We start from the raw sequence: 17,691 nt of genomic DNA, 5'->3' as shown, positions 1-17,691 counted from the left end.
CTTTTCTTTGCGAAAATATTAGGAGTTTTTCTCTAGCAGCTATTATAGTAGCTGCTCTCCAGGCAAGCATTATACGTCTCTGAAATAGAAGCAGCAACAAGTAAAAGCCCCTGGTTCTGCTCAGAAACAATCAAATTTTTTATGAGATTCCGTTCTGTCTTTTTTGTTATTACAGCGTTTTTGATAACAAGTTGCTCTTATTCTCCCCCAGAACACACTTTAACCATTGCTATTCACGATGATCCCTACTCTCTTTCCCCAGAAAGAGGAGAAAATGCGTTTAATTTTTCTTTGTCCAAAATTTTATTTACCACTCTCTTTCGCGAAAGCCCGTCTGGACCGATTCCCGCTTTAGCATCTTCCTATCAGGTGACTGAAAATGCTCTCTGCTATCGCTTCTTCATTCGAAAAGATGCCAAATGGAGCGACGGCTCGCTTTTACTAGCAGAAGATGTTATTGCTGCATGGGAGCATACACAAAAAACGGGTCGCTATCCCGAATTGTTTGAGAATTTAACTTTTTATGCCCCCTCTCCTTTAGAAATTGTAGTCCAATTGAAAGAGCCTTGTTCTCAATTGTTAGCTGTTTTAGCATCCCCTTTCTTCTCCGTATATCGTCCGAAGAATCCTTTGCTATCATCCGGCCCTTTTATGCCCCATACGTATGTACAAGGACAGACGCTGGTTTTACATAAAAATCCTCATTATTACGACAAAGCGCTTATACAGCTTCGCTCTATAAACTTTCGCATCATTCCAAACATTTATACAGCTTTACACTTACTCCGTAGAGGAGATATAGATTGGGTTGGGCAGCCCTGGCATCAAGGAATTCCTATCGAATTGCGTTCCATTTCCCCGCTCTATACCCATTATCCTGTAGCCGGAACCTTTTGGTTAGTTCTAAATCCTAAAGATCCCGTGTTATCGTCGTTAGCAAATCGACAACGATTAGTTGCTGCCATTCAAAAAGAAAGGCTGGTGAGACATGCGTTGGGAGACCAGTATAGAGTAGCGGAAAGCCCCCAAGCACCAGCCTGTTCTGAAGACTTTTCAGCGCAGTCCTTAGGTAAGATCACTCTGATCTATCCCAACAACATTACGCGCTGTCAACGTTTGGCAGAAGTACTAAAAGAACAATGCCGCGATGCAGGTATCCACTTGGCATTAAATGGACTAGAATACCATGTTTTTGTTCAAAAACGCGCTATTCAAGATTTTTCTATTTCCACAGCAACTTCTATAGCCTTCCATCCTTTAACTCGCGCTAAATTTGATCAAGCTGCTATCGATAACTTTACCTGTCTACCTCTATACCATATGGAATATGACTACATTTTAGGCAGACCTTTGGATCATGTACTTCATCTCCCCTCTGGGAGTGTAGATTTAACGTATGCACAGTTCACTAATAAGTAACAGTATTCACTACATTCTTTTGAGCAGCAATCACCTTGTTTAAAAACTGTTGCGCAGTATCCTCTAACAAAGCTCGTGCTTGGTTTGCGGAAAGAGATTCTTTAATTAAAGCATGTAAATTTGGGTGATCTTTAGCTGTGGAAAAATTGGGGAAAAACTTCTCCTCATCCGTGTAAAAAAAGTCTGTCCCTAATACCAGGCTATCTGCAATACCTAACTCTTGTGCATGGAAAATATGCTTTTTCATATCTTCTAGAGAGTCTCCTACGAAGGCGGAGACTCCATTCAAACCAATCACCCCATTTCTTGCGGCAATCTCCTTGGCATGCACATCTAATAAGTTCCTCGCAACATCCTGAACTGCACGAAAGTTAGAATGGCTAGCCAACACAAACATATCGGGCAACTTGTTTGCAGTAAAATCTAAAACATCTTCTGCCAAAGGATCTGAACAATGACTAAGGTCCACAGGGATGGCCAAAGCATGCAAAAATTCTAAAAAAATTTCCCCATCCCGCGACAAACGCTTTGGATCTAAAACACCACCACCCAAACGATTTGCAAAATTCCAAACCAGTCCTACGTAAGCTAAAGGTCCTTGTTTATGTAAAGCCAGTAGTTTACGGAAAAGCTCTTGCAAGGGAACTTCATCTGAGCCCAATCCCGAAGCATTTTCTATACTACGAATCATTTGCAGCAAACATGCCTCTTGTGGCTCATAAGCTAACGGAACCAGTCTTTCGTCTTGTTCCATTAAAGAAAAAAACAACTGATTTTGTTGGTCCAGCGTTGTGAATTCTTGCGATTCAGTAAATAGCGCACAGACTTGCAGCCCGACACCTCCTTCTATCAATTGATCGGGAGAGCTTCGTACAGAAGGATTTGTGGGAGAAAAATTTTCATGCGAAAGCATATCACAATGCATATCCACTATCATACTCTCACTCCTAAAAAACGAGAAAGAACAGGGTATTTGGTATTTCTCTCATCGTAAACAAAAACCACCTCCTGCATGGTGGATCGTAAAGCCTGTCTCAGAACGGAATAAAATGTTTGCGGGCAGGGCTGAAGGCAAATGACTCCCATAAAGTCTGGTCGAGTAGAGAGATAGGAACGCAAATCTTCTTGGTTTTTCACAACATGCATCCGCACCTGCTTTCTAAAAGCTTGCTCTTGGGGCAGGCACACGCATTTTGTTTCTAACACTTTTTCTATTTCCGCGACAGATACCACCCCTTCGCGATAAATAATACGCTTTTCCGCATCAACTACAGTAGATTCCAATCCTATAGAACAAGTCCCAGGAATCACTAAAATATTCTTTTGGGAAAAATCCTGTTTCACTTCATCAGAAGAAACTGCGGAAGGAAATCCTGATATATTTGCTGAAGTGGCAAGCAAAGGTCCCACCTCATGAATCATTTGCTTAACAATAGGGTGGTCAACGATCCTAAATCCTAGCGTTTTTTGAGGGAATCTAGGGTTATGATGTTTCGTAATCAAGGTAAGCGGACCCGGAAGAAATGTTTTAACAAGCCTATTCGACGCCTCTCCTAAGCGAAGATGCGCAATCTCTTCTAGCTCCTCTAAAGAAGAGACGTAAACAGATAGAGCTTTCTGGGGATCTCTGCGTTTAAGAGCAAACAACTGTCGATCTGCTTCTGGAACATGAAAAGAAACTCCTAACCCATACACAGTATCCGTTGGGAAAGCAAATACCTGCCCAGATTTGATTCTCTCAATCTGTTGCGAAAACATTTCGAGTTCTCCTTACGTCTGCTGGTTCCATAGGATGATGCTTTCCTGAATTTTTTGCATCATAGCCACTGGAATTTCGTGTCCCCCATGGAAAGAAACACATTCTCCCGTTAGGGAAGAAGCCAAGATCTTATGTAAGCGCTCCCCAAGAAAATAGGGCAAAATGGGATCATCATACCCATGGCTTTGGATATACGGTGTTTTCCCACATAAAAGTGTTTTCTCTTCCCAACCCTGATTAGGAACTGCAGCACCAGAGCAAATCAAGGCGCCTCGATAAGGAAGGCGAGAAGAGAGCATGAGATGAGTCGTCATCATAGCACCTTGGCTAAACCCTCCTATGATCACTTCAGACCGATCTCTCCCTAATTCGTGAATTAGCCCCTCCAAGGCTTGCCGGGGCTTTTCGAAATCCACATCCAATAACTGTTGGTATAGTCGGTCCGTATCTGGGGAAACTTCTTGAGAAGAAATCAGGTATTCAAAAAGCTTGACGTCCAAAGGGAACCACGCTCTTCCCCCGCCAAGTTCATAAGCGAGCTTTTCTATTCCGTGAGGGAACACCCATGTGGGGCACAAAGAGCCGCATTTACACATAGAAGGAAAAAAGGTAAGGTTATCCGCGCTAGCTCCATACCCATGGCAAAAAACAATCAGCGGAGCCTCTGGGTCTCCGGGACTTTCTATATATTCTATGCCAGCAAGCTTACGACGAAAAAAAGAAATTCCCATAGATTCCCTTTAAAGTGCATCCAAGACTGGCTGCACTATACCACAAACTAATCCCGATGGGCAGAAATTTCTTTTATCGAAAGTCTTTTGACAAAGTTTTGTATCAGTAAGGAGTTTCTTCTACACAAGCATCCATAGGAGAAGCAGAAATAAAGGAATAGGCTTGCGCATCAGCCCCTTCTCTTCCTAAGCAAGCGGTGATGCTAGGCATTTCTGTCCAATCAAATTCTCCTGCATCTAAAGCTTCTCCTGCTTGAAGAGCAACCACACTCTTTGACACAGCATCCCTCAAAAACTCTTTTGGGAATCTTTGCATTTGCTCAAGAATAAGAGCGTAAAGAACCCCGCTTTGGATGTGTCGTGCAGCGTCTCGCTTATAACTACGCTGACAAACGGCGGAAACAATTCCAACCAACACTCCAATAGCTAAGGCCCCAAGTCCTCCCCCTAAGCATCCAAAGAAAGCAGCCATTAAACCAACGCTTGCGGCCCCAAAAAAGAAAGCGGCAATGATAGCCGATGCTAACAAAGCGCCAAAAGCCATCGTAATTAACGCATTTGCTACAAAGGAGGTGATCATTTTATTTCTTAATGTTCGATAGCCTTTCTCTACTTGGTCGAGAGCTCGTATAGCCACCATTCCCTTAAGCTTCATAAAAGCAGCGCGCATACTCGTTGCGTTTAGAGCTAACATGTGCCGCGCATTTTCTTTGAGGGCGCGCGCACGCTTCATCGTTTTCACTAAGCGATAAATTTTCACCGCACAGGAAACAATAGCAACGAACATAACCCCGCATACTAAGGAAATGACACCAATAAAAAAACTCACGAGTACGGTATCACAAGCAGTGGGTTGATCCCCTCTCAGCCGGGCAAGAGCAGAGACCCAAAAAGTAGCCTCTACTGCTTCGAGAACAGGCGGAACAAAGGCTTCCTCAAACAAAAGTTTCTCATTGCTCGTGGAATAAAATCCGCTAATAGGCCCCGAACTTCGGACCAACTTTTGAATATGATCCGTTAAATCACTGGCTCTAGATGGCTCTGTGGAAGAACAAAAACGACTCATTGGCGAGCGCGCACAAGGAGTTAATAACCCCATACCGCCAGTAGAACGAGTCACGCCGCTCAGCATCTTTTGAATTTCGTCATATTGTGCGCCGATATCTTGCGTCTGCGCATTCCAATCGAAACTTACCATTTTAAGTTATCCTCTTTAATTTTTTTCAAAAGAGTCTCCTCAGGCATTTTTAGATTCTTACCACCACCGGTTCTGTTCGATTTTTGCAAATAGAGTCTATCAACATCCATGGCGACTGCATGGCACACACAAGAGAGTCTAAACAACCATATCCTTCTTTTTTAGCTCTGCAATAAATAACGGAAGCAACTACCGTAGGGCCTAGGATTGGAAGCAAGGTGAGCCATTCAATACGACTTTCCGTTACAGGAAGGAAAGGCATTGGTTGCTCTATAGAACAATAGCTATAGAGTGCACACGCAAGCAATCTAACAAGAAGCAACACTACAGAGACCGCTGTAGCCACAGCTGCTGCCAGATGAAAAAGCACGCAATCCACAGTAACTGCGGCGACCTTCTCTGCGGTCTCTTTATGGCAAATCTCATTGTAACCATACACGCAAGTACAACAAGCCATAACTGCACCCCCTCCCACGACAGAATTTCTTTCCTTGTACCTCTGGGATTCTGGCCTGCGTAGCTAGAACTTGCATTTCGACCATCGATACGCATAGATCTTTGAAACTTAGACCGTCAAAATCCTGCCAAAGCCGTGATTCGGGAGGCATTGTACCCGACCCAAAGAAAATCATCCAAGATGAAGACGAGGGTCTTTATTAATTAACCAATATTTTTAGAGCCATACCTAGAGAAACTAGGATTCCTTTTTAAAAGTTTGCGTTAAGAACTTTACACAGTTCTCGCTTGACGAAACGCCCCTAAACCCCTTATTGTGCTTGGGGTAGAAAAATGGGGGATCTCTTGTTATGTCTAAAAAATCGGCTTCTTATTCATCGCGGCGTACAAGACCTTCTTCAGACACTTCCTGGGAATCTATTGCCCAGGATTACAACCAGGCAGTCGATCGTGAAGGGCACTTTTATCACAAGGAAGTCATTCTTCCTAACCTGCTTTCTCAATTACATTTGTCTCCCGAGTCTTCTTTAGTTGACATAGGGTGCGGACAGGGGATTTTAGAAAAACATTTACCTAAAAAGCTCCCCTACCTAGGGATAGATCTTTCTCCTAGCCTGTTGCGTTTCGCTAAAAAGAGCGCCTCTTCACGATCCCGCCAATTCCTGCATCACGATATGATGCTCCCCCTACCGACAACTCACTGTAATTCATTTTCCCATGCCGTAGCTATTCTTTCTCTTCAAAATATGGAATCGCCAGAACGGGCCATTGCGCATACTGCGCAACTACTGGCTCCTCAGGGGAGAATGTTTATCGTATTAAATCACCCCTGCTTTCGTATTCCCCGCCTCTCTTCTTGGCTGTATGATGAGCCCAAAAAACTTTTATCTAGAAAGATTGACCGCTACCTGTCTCCCTTAACAATTCCTATCGTTGCTCATCCTGGAGAGAAGCAGTCTGAGAAAACGTATTCCTTTCACTTCCCCTTAAGCTATTGGGTGCAAGCTCTGTCTAAACATAACCTTCTCATTGATGGTATGGAGGAGTGGATCTCTCCAAAAACATCCTCTGGAAAGAGAGCTCGAGCAGAGAACCTTTGTCGCAAGGAGTTTCCGCTTTTCTTGTTCATCTCTGCATTAAAAAAAGATAATTAAAAATCTTCTTTTTAGTTTAAAATCTTTTTAAGATCTCTTTTTTATTATAAATTCACCATGTTGCGGTCTTTGTCTTTTATTCAAAAGCTTCCGTCTTCTTTTCGCAACAACTTCATCATTAAATCTTTTCTAAAAGCCCCAAAGGTTCTTTATCATAGCGAAGCTTCTAAAGAAGCTTGCGTTCTAAGTTATTATGGGTTGTTCAGCTGTATTCCTATACTCGTCTTTTTTTTAAGACTCTCTCAATACCTATTTATTAGCTTGGACTGGAAGGAATGGTTGTTGCTCCACTATCCTGATTATGAAGCTCCTATCCTCGCCATTTTTGACGCGGCTTATGCAACAACTAGCAATATCGGAGTCGTTCTGGTCAGCAGTTTTTTTGTTTTTTGCTGGGCAGGGATCCTCATGTTGCAATCCTTGGAGGATGGATTAAATAAAATATTTTGCTCGGGAATCACGCAGGCCTCTTTAAAAAGACTCATTAGCTACTTTATTATTACCCTAGTGAGTCCCATGATCTTCATTATCGTCTGTGGATCCTGGATCTATATCACCCAAATCCTTCCTATTAGTTATCCCAAGCTGTTTAGTTTTAGCCATGCCATGGCCTGCGTTTATGTGATTTCGCGTGTGCTTCCCTATGCCCTACTTTATGGAATACTCTTTTGCTGTTATGCATTTCTTTCTAGGGTCCCCACACAAAAATCCGCGGCCTTTTTGGCTGCAGCCATAGCCGGCAGCGCCTGGGTAGTTTCTCAAAAAGTTTTCTTTTGCCTGCAACTTCATCTTTTCAATTACAGTTTTACCTACGGCGCCCTTGTTGCCCTCCCCTCTTTTCTTCTTCTTCTCTATCTTTATGCTATCATCTATTTATTTGGAGGAGCATTAGCCTTCCTGTTTCAAAATAAAGGATTCAGCACGTTAATTCCTAAGGGAGAGGTTTTCCCTAATAGCTATTTTAAATTCATTCTATGTTTGTATTTTCTTACTCTTATTTCAGAGTATTTCGATCAATCCCTCCCACCTCCAAGCGCCAGTTACCTTGCTCAACGAGCAAAAGCTTCTATTGGAGAAACAGCCCAGTGTTTAGATATCTTAGAAAAAGAAGGCATGATTTTAAAACATAAAGATGGATACAAGCCTTCTCACAACATTTCCAATTTGCATATAGATGGGATCTTTAACGAGCTCACCAAAGCTCCTTCGTTCTCAAAAATTTGTGCCCCTACTCTGTTACCAATACAAGAAAACCTTGCTCGTATACTTACAGAGATAAAAAAAAGCTCTCATAACCTCTCTCTTTCAGAATTTGCGAAAAAAGTGTCTTCATGAGTCGTTCTCCGTGGTACAAAACATTTAGCTATTATTTATTTGTGGGGCTCCCTTTAATTTTTTTAGCTCTGCTTCCCCAAATTCTTTCCAGCAAATCTGGGAAGTATCTATTTCTTGCCGTATTGAATAGGGAAACGGGGTTGCACTGTGAAATTGAAGAGCTCCATCTTTCCTGGTTCGGCTCTCAAACGGCTAAAAAGGTACGCGTTCGTGGAATCGATTCAGAAGCAGAAGTTTTTTCTGCAGAAAAAATTGTAATACGCGGCTCTCTCCCCCGCCTACTTCTTTACAGATTCCCCAAAGCGCTAACCCTTACGGGATGGTCTCTGCAAATAGATGAGTCTTTGTCCATAAATTCTCCCTCTCTTTATCATTTAGATCCGGGATCCATTCTTTCTAAAATAGAACGTAGCGACATCATATCCGAGCTAGGATCTATAACAATGAAAACCATCAAGGGATCCACGCTTTCGGTTTCGGGATTTTATGTAAAAAAAACAGCTCAACAATTACTCATCCGAGCTCTTACCAAAGAAAATGACATACAAGGTTCTGTATCTGTCGAAGGGGCTCTTTCCCCAAAAATCTTTCTCGACATTCGGCTTTCTTCCGTTCCCGCATCCCTTTTTAAACTTTTCATTGCATCTCCCCCGATAGACAGGATCTTATCCACAGAAGACCTTATTCACCTCACAGCAAAGGCTCATCAAGAAAAAGATTCGACTCTTATCACTCTCACCACGGAAGGAAACCAAATCTCAGCAAAGTTGCGAGGGTATATACGAGATCACACGTTTTTAATCACTCAAGGAGGAGCCTCGTCTGTAATCTTACAGCCGACTATAACCTCCAGCATTCTCTCAGAACTATCTCCAACGGACACCCCTATCCGCTCACAAGAAGCATACCTTTTTATATCTGATGCCAAACTTCCCCTATCTATTTCGAAATGGGGAACCGCTGAATTTTCCTTACAAGCAAACTTACCTCAAATTTCTGTAACCGCCTCCGATCCTAATCTTTCCATTCGAACAGAGAATACAAAAATCTCTGTAAACAAATCAGAGCGCTTTACTGTCATTCGCTCTTCCTCTTCGGCAAGCTTAGGAGGAGCCTCTCCATCCTATATTCATAGCACGCTCTCTATAGACAACCGTAAGCATTCCGCAGAGTTTCATATTCAACAGTCTCTATTGCCGCATACATATTTACGAGCCTTGCTTCCTAAACCTCTTGAGATAAATACCCCTCTCGAAGTTCCCTACTATACTTTGGATATCCAAGGGAAGTATCGTAATAAACAACTCTCCTGCGAAGCTTTGCTAGATAATCCGCTATTACGCTTATCATGCACCTTTTCTGGACCCTTACAAGCCTTACAGTTTAATGGAGAGGGCTCCTACACATTATCCGAACGCTGGAAAGAGCATTTGGCTCCCCATTTTTTGCAAATACAAACCTTGTTTTCTGGGAAAATGCATTTCGCCAAAAAACACATCTTTTTCCCAAAACTATCCGCGCGTCTCATTGCAGGAGAAAATGAAATATTTATCCACGGGAAATTCGGTAAAACTAGCGAAGCAATTAAACCATCCAACTCCTCTCTTTTAGTATATGGAACGCTTTCCTCTCTTCCTCTAGATCTGTTTTTACCCAAATTTGCTCCCCTACACATGACTCGTTCGAGCTTTTCTTTACATTCTGATGGAGGAAAAGCCTTGCTCAAAGGAAACATAAAACTATCCTTAGTGGATCCAGAAGCTCCTAATCTCATAGAGACCAAACTTCTTATTCCCGATATTGTTATTTCCTCTTTAGATCCATCTTCTCCTTGGACTGCTGAAAACATCTCTATTCAAGCCTCTGGAGAGCTTTTACAATTACCTATAGACAGGCTAATTCGACTACAGCATAAAGACGCCTCTTTATCTCGTTACATCGGAGAAACAGGAGAGGCCTCCTTTCAGCTTCTTTACTCCCCTGATCAAGAGGAAACATTCACGGTCTCTTCCAGCTTCAAAACCGATGCTTTAACTGGGGATTTACGTTTCGTGATGGACCGGTCATTGTCTCTAACTGAACAAACGCGCGGATCACTACAATGGGAAATTTCTCCCGAACGATATAGCTCGTTTTTTGAAAAAGCATCGTGTGCTCCATCTTGTATTCTAAACCGACCAGCCACCTTCCGACTGGATCTTTCTAAAATTTCTTGCGCAGATAAAAAAACTGGGTATTCCTGTCTTTCCCTATTGTCGGAAGGCGGGATAGAGGGAAAGCTATCCTCTACTCCTTTAGTTTTTTATGACTACCTATCTAAAGAAAACTTTATCGTGAATAATATATCTGGTTCTATTCACGCACAAAATTTGAACGATCAGATCCAATATCAACTCAATGGAAATTGTTTAGCTCCCAACCAAGATAATAAAGAGCCTGTATCTTTTATCATTGAAGGCGAGGCCAGAAATATTTTAATGAATGAAACAAGAACCTTCTCTCAAACCGCAACTTGGACTAATATTCCCACTTCTTTCATCTCAGGTATTTTTCCAATTTCTCCTGGGGTTCGCGCTAAGCTGACCTCTTTAGCTGGCCCAAAAATCCACGTTTCTATTTATAACGACTTTTCTGGGGGAGAAGGGCCTTTAACGATTAAGGTAGACTCTGAAAATCTGGCAGCCTATTTACCTTTAGTGCTTACAGAACATGCTATTCTTTTGAAAGAAGATCTTACAGCATCTTTACACATTAATGAGGAAATTAATAAGGCCTTTCTCAGAGAATTCAATCCATTAATTGCAGAAGGAGGAGCCTACTCTAAGCATCCCGTAAGTTTACGCGTCAATCAGCAAAATTTTTACCTTCCAATTAAACCTTACTCTTTTGAAAACTTCCGTCTCCAATCCGCTTCTCTAGATTTCGGAAAGATAGAAATCGCGAATACAGGAATCATGCAAGATCTCTTTCAATTTTTAGATGTTGAAGCAGAGCAACAACGTGTTGAATCTTGGTTCACTCCGATTTTCTTTTCTGTACAAAACGGGCAAATTATTTGTAAGCGCTTTGACGCTCTCATTGATGGACGCATACGCCTAGCGTTATGGGGAAAAACGGACATTATCCGCGAGCGATTAGCAATGACTTTGGGCATTGATCCCGAATTCATTAAAAAGCTTTTCCGCAATACAGTGCTCAAAACGAAAAACTTTTTTTTAATCAAGATTCGCGGGCCTATTTCATCTCCTGAGATAGATTGGTCCTCTGCCTATGCTCGAATTGCTTTATTGAAAAGCTATACGATTGCGGGCCCATTAAACTCATTAGCAGATAAACTGTTCTCATCATTGGGAGAACCAACTCCTCCACAGACGGTCTCCCCTCTTCCGTGGGAGGTTCCCGAATCCGAGTAATGCTATTGTCGATCCTCTGAAGAACTTTCCTGTAAAGCAAGATACTGCTTAACAGCACTGCTAGCTTGAAGATCTTCATTCTGACTATCGTAGGAGCCGATAATCCGCCCCTTATCTACAAGATACACTCTATCCATGCATTGATTGATAAACAACATATCATGAGTAGAAATCGCGATAGTCATGCCTTGTTTTTTCAAAGAAAGCACCAATTGAAGAAACTTGGATGCAGAGAAAGGATCTAAAGCAGAGGTGGGCTCATCAAAAAGAATCGTTCGCGTATCAAGAGCGAGAGCACGAGCAATCGCGACTCGCTGTCTCTGGCCTCCGGATAACTGATGGGGATAACTCGAAGCACATTCGCTTACTTCTAACATACTTAGAAGATCGACAGCCCTCTTTCTAGCTTCGCTTTGTTCTCGTTTTTTCACCACTATCTGAGGATGTGCACAATTGTCTAGCACTGTCATATGGGGGAAAAGTTCTGGTTGTTGAAAAACAAATCCAGGAGGATCTCCTGCTACAGAAATGCTTCCACTAGAAACCTTGGCAAGGCCCACTAGCGAACGCAAAATCGTGGTCTTCCCTGATCCACTTCTTCCTATAAACAGGGTAATGCGTCCTGGAATTAGGGAGAAAGATACATTTGAAAGAATTTCCTTGCCACTAACAGCTACAGTCAAATCTTTAACTTCCACAGTCATGCCGACTTCTTCTCCGTCAATCTAGCAAAATAGGAAAAGGCGGAAGTCATTACCAAATACAACCCCGCACAAATTAAATACATTTCCATTGGGTTGAGCTCCCTAGCTACTATATCCTTGGTTACTTTGGTCAATTCTGGAACTCCAACCACCATAAGAATACTACTTTCCTTAATCAAAGAAACAAATTCATTGGTTAGAGAGGGAAGGATATTCTTAAACGCTTGCGGATACAGAATATGCCAAAATATTTGCGATCCTCTATACCCCAATACCTTTGCCGCCTCCCATTGTTGAGTAGGTAGCGCATTGATCCCTCCTCGGACATTTTCTGCTAAATATGCGGCAGAATTAAGAGTTAAAGCAACCAATCCTGCAACGAGAGGAGACAAATTCACTTTTATCAAAGAGGGAACGCCAAAATATACAATTAAAATTTGAATGAATAGCGGAGTCCCTCGAACAGCCATTACATAGAAATTTCCCAAAAATTTTGCGATGCGACAAGGAAAATATCGCGAATTCACCGTTCCTATTCCCCAGCCAAGCACCAACCCACACACCAATGAAATTGTTGTGATAAATAGCGTGTAGCCACATCCGTGAAGAAGTAACTTTGCTGTTAGTAAATAGTGTTCCACTATCCTATCATCCTTGTTGCAAGAAATTCATGCCGATCATTTTGACCTAAAGGTTTTTATAAAAAAAGCCTTTCTTAATTAAAAATCTTTTATCGAACTTTTGTTTCGAAAAAATAAAAACTTGTGTACATTCTATGTGGCCGCTAGCTTTTTTTTGACAGTTTGTAAAGCATTTTATTAGGACAATAATGGATCGATCCCCTCTTTTCCTTATCATTATGGGAGCCCCAGGATCCGGGAAAGGCACCCAGTCAAAATTACTCGCATCTCAGCTCTCTCTCCTGCATATTAGCTCCGGAGATTTACTTAGAAATGCGGTTTCTAAACAAACAGCTCTTGGGGAAGAAATTAAATCTTACCTAGACCAAGGCAAATTACTACCAGATGAACTGGTTTGGGAGTTAGTCCGTGAACGGCTCGATGAGTTACAGCAAGATACTTTATTAAGAAAACTTTCCTTTCTATCTCGTTTAGAAGATAGCGCTATTTTAGATGGTTTTCCCCGAACAGTTGCGCAAGCGAAACTGTTGGACGAGTTTCTTTGTTCCTATTTCCCTGATTACAAGGTCGTTCTCTTAGACATTTCTGATGAAGAGGTCCTGAATCGCTTAACTGCTCGATACATTTGCCCATCTTGTCAAGGCATTTATAATAAGCAACAAGGTTTTTCCCTCTGCCCAAGATGTTTAGTAGAGCTCGTTCGCAGATCAGATGATACTCCGGAAGTGATCCTAAATCGAATTCAAACTTATAAACAAGAAACACAACCGGTTTTAGATTATTACACTGATCTGCAAAGGCTCGTCGTCATTGATGCTAATGCTCCTGCTCAACAAGTATTTGAAAGAATTTTAACCAGCCTTTCTTTGTCTTCTCAGCCCGCGAAAAAAAATACCCATTGCGAGTATTGTGATTGCGATGATTGCGATTGCTGGAATTGTTGTGACGAAGAAGACTAACACGCAGAAAATTTTTTCTTTGATATAATCTCCGGGCAAGGATCGCAGGTCATTACCTGCAATCCCTTGTGGGTTTTCTACCGAGGTGATTATGCCCCGAGTCTTGCTCTCTCCTGTTTGCGATCTTTTATCAGACTCCCAAGATATCGAAACACAGGTTTTGTTCGGCGAACGAGTATTTCTACACAATAATCGACATTACGCCTATTCTCAGTTGTTTTTTTCCTCCTTCTGGCAACCTTATCCTGGAGCCACTCTTAAAGAAAGCCCCCTTTTTTCTTCTCAAACCCCCTCTCCCAATGCCATTATTTGTTCTCAAGAAGCTTTTCTAGAGCCTTGGCATATTCCTCTTCCTTTTGCAAGCCCTCTTCATATAAACACTATCAACCAAGTAGTGCTCTCTCCTGAGAGCATCGCGGCATTAAATGTTTTCTCAAAAAGCCATTTTGTGGAAGGGTTTTGTCATACTAAAAACTTTCGTTTCTTAGACGCTCCTTTCTCTTCAGAAGACCTAGTAAATTTGGCAGAACAGCTTATAACCACTCCATACGTTTGGGGTGGAAGATGCATTCATGCGCACCTCCCCAGCAATGGAGTAGATTGTTCTGGATTCGTTCAACTTCTTTACCAAGCAATGGGAAGAAATATTCCCCGCAATGCCAGGGACCAGTTCAAAGATTGTTTCCCCATAAAAAATTTTTCCTGCTTACCTATAGGGGGGTTGATTTTTCTAAAAAAAGCCTCTACAGGTCGGATTGATCACGTTATGATGAAGACTGCAGAAAATCAATTCATTCATGCTTCAGAAAAATGTGGGATGGTAGAAAAAGTATCCTTAGGAGACGACAGTTTTTTCTGCGGGAACCAATTGTATTTTAGAAAGAAGATTCGAGAAGCGGTGTTTGGTATGCCTAAAAACAGAAAAGCCTTCTTTTGAAAGAAGGCTTTTCCAATAAATATCTGACAAGAATGGATCTTATCGTTTGGAGAATTGGAAACTCTTACGAGCTTTCTTACGTCCATATTTTTTACGTTCTTTCTTACGAGGATCTCGAGTCAAAAATCCTTGAGATTTCAGCTCTTGCTTCATCTCCTCTTTCTCCTGCAAAACAGCTCTAGCCAATCCCAATCGAGTAGCAATCACTTGCCCTTGAACTCCACCACCGCTTACTCGGATAATCAAGTCAAAATTACTGACATCTCCAAGCATTTTGAGCGGAGCCAAGATTGTTGCTCTTTGTATTTCAAGGGGGAAGTACTGCTCTAAAGTCTTGCCATTAACGTCGATCTTCCCATTTCCAGAACGAAGGCGAACGCTAGAAACAGCTTGCTTTCTTCTTCCTGTTGCTACGGACTCTTGTATCGTATTTTTTGTCACAAACTACCCCAAATTACGCGTCTAAAACAATTGGTTTGATGGCTTCATACTGTGCGTAAGAACTTCCTTTCAAAACTCTCAAAGACTTCATTTGACGTCTTCCCAGTTTAGTTTTAGGCAACATTCCTTTAACAGCATGTTCGATAACATACGTAGGTTTTCTCGCAATCATGTTCTCAAAAGGAACTTCTCGCATTCCAGAAATAAAACCCGTGTAATAGTGGTACACTTTCTGAGCTCTTTTTGCGCCAGTCAAACGCACTTTCTCAGCATTAATCACAATGACACCATCTCCCATCGCTACATGAGGAGTAAAAGTCACTTTGTGCTTACCTCTCAGGATCTTCGCAATTTCTGAAGATAGTCTCCCTAAGGTCTTCCCTTCGGCATTAATTACATACCAGGCCTTGCTTCGCTCATCTGAAGCCTTTGCTAGGGTCGTTTTCGTATCTTTTCTTTTTTCCATAACTTAAATCACCTTATCAGAGGGAATGATTATAATTTTGATGATTATTTTTTCCAAACAAAAAGCTGTTCTATTTGCCTTCTAAAGAAGTTAGAAAAGAAAAATTTCAAAAAAAATTCATCTCTTCTCGCTCATCAAAGTCCAGCCGTTAAAAAAAAGTTTGTGTGCTATGCAATAGCCCCGTCCGACCTCTCAAAAAAAATAGATCAATCCCTTTCGGCCAAGTTCAAAAAAGCACCCCCTTCTGCTAGAAGCTGGTCTACATAATTGATATCATAATCTGAGAGGATAAATTTCGGATTATCTAGCATAAATTGATGAAAGGGAATGGTAGAGTGCACTCCTCCGATATGAAATTCTTTTAAGGCTCTCTTCATAATGGCGATTGCCTCTTCTCGGTTTTTTCCTTTCGTGATCACTTTAGCAATCATGGAGTCATAATAAGGAGGTATCGCGTAACCACTATAACAAGCGCCGTCCACGCGAACCGAAGGACCCGCTGGAGGAAGGTAATAATCCAAACGCCCAGGAGAAGGAGTAAAATTATTACTAGGATCTTCAGCATTGATTCGACACTGAATTACGTGCCCTTTAAACTCTATATTCTTCTGTTTCCACGGAAGTTTTTCTCCTTTTGCAACACTAATCTGTGCTTTCAACAAGTCGACTCCGGTTACTTCTTCAGTAATCGTGTGCTCCACCTGAATACGGGTATTCATTTCCATGAAATAAAACCGTTTCTCTTTGTCTAACAAAAATTCCACGGTTCCAACAGAAAAATATCCAGCGCTTCGCGCTAAATCCACTGCGACCTTTCCAACCTTAGCTCTCATTTCTGGAGTAAGAATAGGGCTGGGAGTCTCTTCTATTAATTTTTGTCGGCGTCTTTGTACCGTACAGTCTCGTTCACCAAGATATACGTAATTCCCGTGCTTATCCCCTATGACTTGAACTTCTAAATGTCTTGGATTTTCAATAAATTTTTCAATGTACACATCAGGGTTGTTAAACCCAGCTTCAGCCTCTGCCCTAGCAGCAGTAAACGCTCTATAGAATTCGTCTTTTTCTCTAACGATTCTTATTCCTCGCCCGCCACCTCCTGCAACAGCTTTAATAACAATTGGGAAGCCTATTTTTTCTGCGATTCTTATTCCTTCGACTTCATCCTTAACAACCCCGTCCGAACCTGGGATAACGGGACATTTAATTTTTTTAGCTAACTGCTTAGCAGCAACTTTATCTCCCATAGTTGCTATAGACTCCGCACTGGGACCGATAAAAGTTAACCCACAACTTTCACAAATAGATGCGAAGTTGGCATTTTCACTTAAAAACCCATAACCAGGATGCACGGCATCTGCCCCGGTAATTTCGCAAGCTGCCAAAATATTCGCGATCTTTAGATAAGATTTTGCCGCCTGGGCCTCTCCAATACAAACAGCTTCATCAGCGAGAAGCACATGCAAGGCTTCTTGATCTGCTGTAGAATATACGGCAACGGTAGCCAATCCCAAATCATGACACGCCCGAATAATCCGAACAGCGATTTCGCCTCTATTTGCAATCAAAACTTTCTTCATTCACTAAGCCTTAACTATACGGAATAACTTAGAACCAAACTGAACCGGATCGCCATTGGTAATCAATACTTCCTCTACACGACCAGACATCCCAGCCTTTACCTCGTTCATTACCTTCATAGCTTCCACAATACAAACAATGGTATCTTCGGAAACGGTATCCCCGGGCTTAACAAAAGCAGGAGCTTCAGGAGAGGGGGCTCCATAAAATGTGCCTACCAACGGAGAGACGATAAAATCTCCCTCTGCCTGAGGTTTGTCATTCTTTTGGTCTCCCGTCTCTTTCGCAATAGGATTACTTAGATTTTGATCCGAAGGAATGGGTCTTTCTTGCGCAAATCCTGCAAACAGTCTGTTGTCATAAAGAACGGGTTCTTGGATGTTGGGCCCCGTGTCCCTTTCCAACTCTAACTCTAAACCTTCACGCTTGATTGCAAGTCGCTTCATTTTATTGCGCCCCATAGCAATCATGAGCTTTTCTATTTGCTTTAAATCCAT

16 protein-coding genes and 1 pseudogene are annotated in these 17,691 nt (G+C 41.9%); 6 read left to right on the top strand and 11 right to left on the bottom strand.

The features are described from left to right. The first annotated feature begins 141 nt into the window (after positions 1-141). Complete coding sequence (locus B6E89_RS00730; protein WP_080122916.1) at positions 142-1,419, top strand: ABC transporter substrate-binding protein; 1,278 nt, start codon at positions 142-144, stop codon at positions 1,417-1,419. Here the strand turns inward: B6E89_RS00730 and B6E89_RS00725 are convergent. The 5 genes and pseudogenes from B6E89_RS00725 to B6E89_RS00705 all read right to left on the bottom strand — a co-directional run bounded on the left by B6E89_RS00725 (position 1,409) and on the right by B6E89_RS00705 (position 5,564). Further along, positions 1,409-2,356 carry a dipeptidase gene (locus B6E89_RS00725; protein WP_080132859.1) on the bottom strand — a complete coding sequence of 316 codons (948 nt, stop codon included), beginning with the start codon at positions 2,354-2,356 and terminating at the stop codon, positions 1,409-1,411. The genes B6E89_RS00730 and B6E89_RS00725 overlap by 11 nt on opposite strands. Then, positions 2,334-3,177, bottom strand: a pseudogene (locus B6E89_RS00720) (L-threonylcarbamoyladenylate synthase). Before B6E89_RS00720 ends, B6E89_RS00725 begins: the two are co-directional and overlap by 23 nt. A 12-nt stretch (positions 3,178-3,189) precedes the next feature. Then, on the bottom strand, positions 3,190-3,909 hold the full coding sequence (locus B6E89_RS00715; protein WP_080132858.1) for an alpha/beta hydrolase family protein: 720 nt from the start codon (positions 3,907-3,909) through the stop codon (positions 3,190-3,192). A gap of 103 nt (positions 3,910-4,012) precedes the next feature. Further along, positions 4,013-5,107 (bottom strand): inclusion membrane protein GarD, encoded by a 1,095-nt coding sequence (gene garD / locus B6E89_RS00710; protein ID WP_080132857.1) that lies wholly within the window; start codon positions 5,105-5,107, stop codon positions 4,013-4,015. Positions 5,108-5,156: 49 nt separating this feature from the next. Beyond that, entirely contained in the window at positions 5,157-5,564 is a 408-nt protein-coding gene (locus B6E89_RS00705) for a hypothetical protein (protein ID WP_080122956.1), read from the bottom strand. A 349-nt stretch (positions 5,565-5,913) separates the two neighbouring features. Between B6E89_RS00705 and B6E89_RS00700 the strand changes: the two genes are divergently transcribed. Genes B6E89_RS00700 through B6E89_RS00690 form a run of 3 tightly spaced genes read left to right on the top strand, consistent with a single transcriptional unit; the run spans position 5,914 to position 11,465 of the window. After that, positions 5,914-6,717: a class I SAM-dependent methyltransferase gene (locus tag B6E89_RS00700; RefSeq protein WP_080123513.1), complete on the top strand. Its 804-nt coding sequence runs from the start codon at positions 5,914-5,916 to the stop codon at positions 6,715-6,717. A 57-nt stretch (positions 6,718-6,774) separates the two neighbouring features. Continuing rightward, positions 6,775-8,052 (top strand): YihY/virulence factor BrkB family protein, encoded by a 1,278-nt coding sequence (locus tag B6E89_RS00695; RefSeq protein WP_080132856.1) that lies wholly within the window; start codon positions 6,775-6,777, stop codon positions 8,050-8,052. Continuing rightward, complete coding sequence (locus tag B6E89_RS00690) at positions 8,049-11,465, top strand: hypothetical protein (protein ID WP_080132855.1); 3,417 nt, start codon at positions 8,049-8,051, stop codon at positions 11,463-11,465. Before B6E89_RS00695 ends, B6E89_RS00690 begins: the two co-directional genes overlap by 4 nt. A gap of 2 nt (positions 11,466-11,467) precedes the next feature. Here the strand turns inward: B6E89_RS00690 and B6E89_RS00685 are convergent, their stop codons facing one another. Together B6E89_RS00685 and B6E89_RS00680 are read right to left on the bottom strand one after the other, a co-directional pair. Further along, the gene (locus tag B6E89_RS00685) at positions 11,468-12,169 is read right to left on the bottom strand and encodes an amino acid ABC transporter ATP-binding protein (RefSeq protein WP_080123511.1); all 702 of its coding nucleotides are present in this window, start codon (positions 12,167-12,169) and stop codon (positions 11,468-11,470) included. Beyond that, positions 12,166-12,810, bottom strand: coding sequence for an amino acid ABC transporter permease (locus B6E89_RS00680; RefSeq protein ID WP_080132854.1), 645 nt, complete (start codon positions 12,808-12,810; stop codon positions 12,166-12,168). The genes B6E89_RS00685 and B6E89_RS00680 overlap by 4 nt, the downstream gene beginning before the upstream one ends. Before the next feature lie 188 nt (positions 12,811-12,998). On the opposite strand from B6E89_RS00680, the gene B6E89_RS00675 reads away from it, so the two are divergent. Then, complete coding sequence (locus tag B6E89_RS00675; RefSeq protein ID WP_035405680.1) at positions 12,999-13,769, top strand: adenylate kinase; 771 nt, start codon at positions 12,999-13,001, stop codon at positions 13,767-13,769. Between the two features lie 91 nt (positions 13,770-13,860). Continuing rightward, a complete protein-coding gene (locus tag B6E89_RS00670) occupies positions 13,861-14,706 on the top strand; it encodes a C40 family peptidase (protein WP_080132852.1) in 846 nt (281 codons plus the stop codon). A 39-nt stretch (positions 14,707-14,745) separates the two neighbouring features. Here the strand turns inward: B6E89_RS00670 and rpsI are convergent, their stop codons facing one another. The 4 genes from rpsI to accB all read right to left on the bottom strand — a co-directional run bounded on the left by rpsI (position 14,746) and on the right by accB (position 17,691). Continuing rightward, entirely contained in the window at positions 14,746-15,147 is a 402-nt protein-coding gene (gene rpsI, locus B6E89_RS00665) for a 30S ribosomal protein S9 (RefSeq protein ID WP_035405677.1), read from the bottom strand. A 13-nt stretch (positions 15,148-15,160) separates the two neighbouring features. Further along, positions 15,161-15,613, bottom strand: a complete 453-nt coding sequence (gene rplM, locus B6E89_RS00660; RefSeq protein WP_035405674.1) for a 50S ribosomal protein L13 — start codon at positions 15,611-15,613, stop codon at positions 15,161-15,163. Positions 15,614-15,819: 206 nt separating this feature from the next. Further along, on the bottom strand, positions 15,820-17,193 hold the full coding sequence (gene accC / locus B6E89_RS00655) for an acetyl-CoA carboxylase biotin carboxylase subunit (RefSeq protein WP_080132565.1): 1,374 nt from the start codon (positions 17,191-17,193) through the stop codon (positions 15,820-15,822). Positions 17,194-17,196: 3 nt separating this feature from the next. Further along, the gene (accB, locus tag B6E89_RS00650) at positions 17,197-17,691 is read right to left on the bottom strand and encodes an acetyl-CoA carboxylase biotin carboxyl carrier protein (RefSeq protein ID WP_035405670.1); all 495 of its coding nucleotides are present in this window, start codon (positions 17,689-17,691) and stop codon (positions 17,197-17,199) included.

This window comes from Chlamydia suis (genome assembly GCF_900169085.1).
Lineage (GTDB): Bacteria > Chlamydiota > Chlamydiia > Chlamydiales > Chlamydiaceae > Chlamydia > Chlamydia suis.
This window is presented reverse-complemented; position numbering and strand designations above follow the sequence as displayed.

Coding starts and splice junctions, on each gene's coding strand:
- rplM (WP_035405674.1), bottom strand. CDS start 15,613: ATGGAAAAAAGAAAAGATACGAAAACGACCCTAGCAAAGGCTTCAGAT.
- B6E89_RS00705 (WP_080122956.1), bottom strand. CDS start 5,564: ATGGCTTGTTGTACTTGCGTGTATGGTTACAATGAGATTTGCCATAAA.
- B6E89_RS00700 (WP_080123513.1), top strand. CDS start 5,914: ATGTCTAAAAAATCGGCTTCTTATTCATCGCGGCGTACAAGACCTTCT.
- B6E89_RS00670 (WP_080132852.1), top strand. CDS start 13,861: ATGCCCCGAGTCTTGCTCTCTCCTGTTTGCGATCTTTTATCAGACTCC.
- B6E89_RS00715 (WP_080132858.1), bottom strand. CDS start 3,909: ATGGGAATTTCTTTTTTTCGTCGTAAGCTTGCTGGCATAGAATATATA.
- accB (WP_035405670.1), bottom strand. CDS start 17,691: ATGGATTTAAAGCAAATAGAAAAGCTCATGATTGCTATGGGGCGCAAT.
- B6E89_RS00675 (WP_035405680.1), top strand. CDS start 12,999: ATGGATCGATCCCCTCTTTTCCTTATCATTATGGGAGCCCCAGGATCC.
- B6E89_RS00690 (WP_080132855.1), top strand. CDS start 8,049: ATGAGTCGTTCTCCGTGGTACAAAACATTTAGCTATTATTTATTTGTG.
- garD (WP_080132857.1), bottom strand. CDS start 5,107: ATGGTAAGTTTCGATTGGAATGCGCAGACGCAAGATATCGGCGCACAA.
- B6E89_RS00685 (WP_080123511.1), bottom strand. CDS start 12,169: ATGACTGTGGAAGTTAAAGATTTGACTGTAGCTGTTAGTGGCAAGGAA.
- B6E89_RS00730 (WP_080122916.1), top strand. CDS start 142: ATGAGATTCCGTTCTGTCTTTTTTGTTATTACAGCGTTTTTGATAACA.
- accC (WP_080132565.1), bottom strand. CDS start 17,193: ATGAAGAAAGTTTTGATTGCAAATAGAGGCGAAATCGCTGTTCGGATT.
- B6E89_RS00725 (WP_080132859.1), bottom strand. CDS start 2,356: ATGATAGTGGATATGCATTGTGATATGCTTTCGCATGAAAATTTTTCT.
- B6E89_RS00695 (WP_080132856.1), top strand. CDS start 6,775: ATGTTGCGGTCTTTGTCTTTTATTCAAAAGCTTCCGTCTTCTTTTCGC.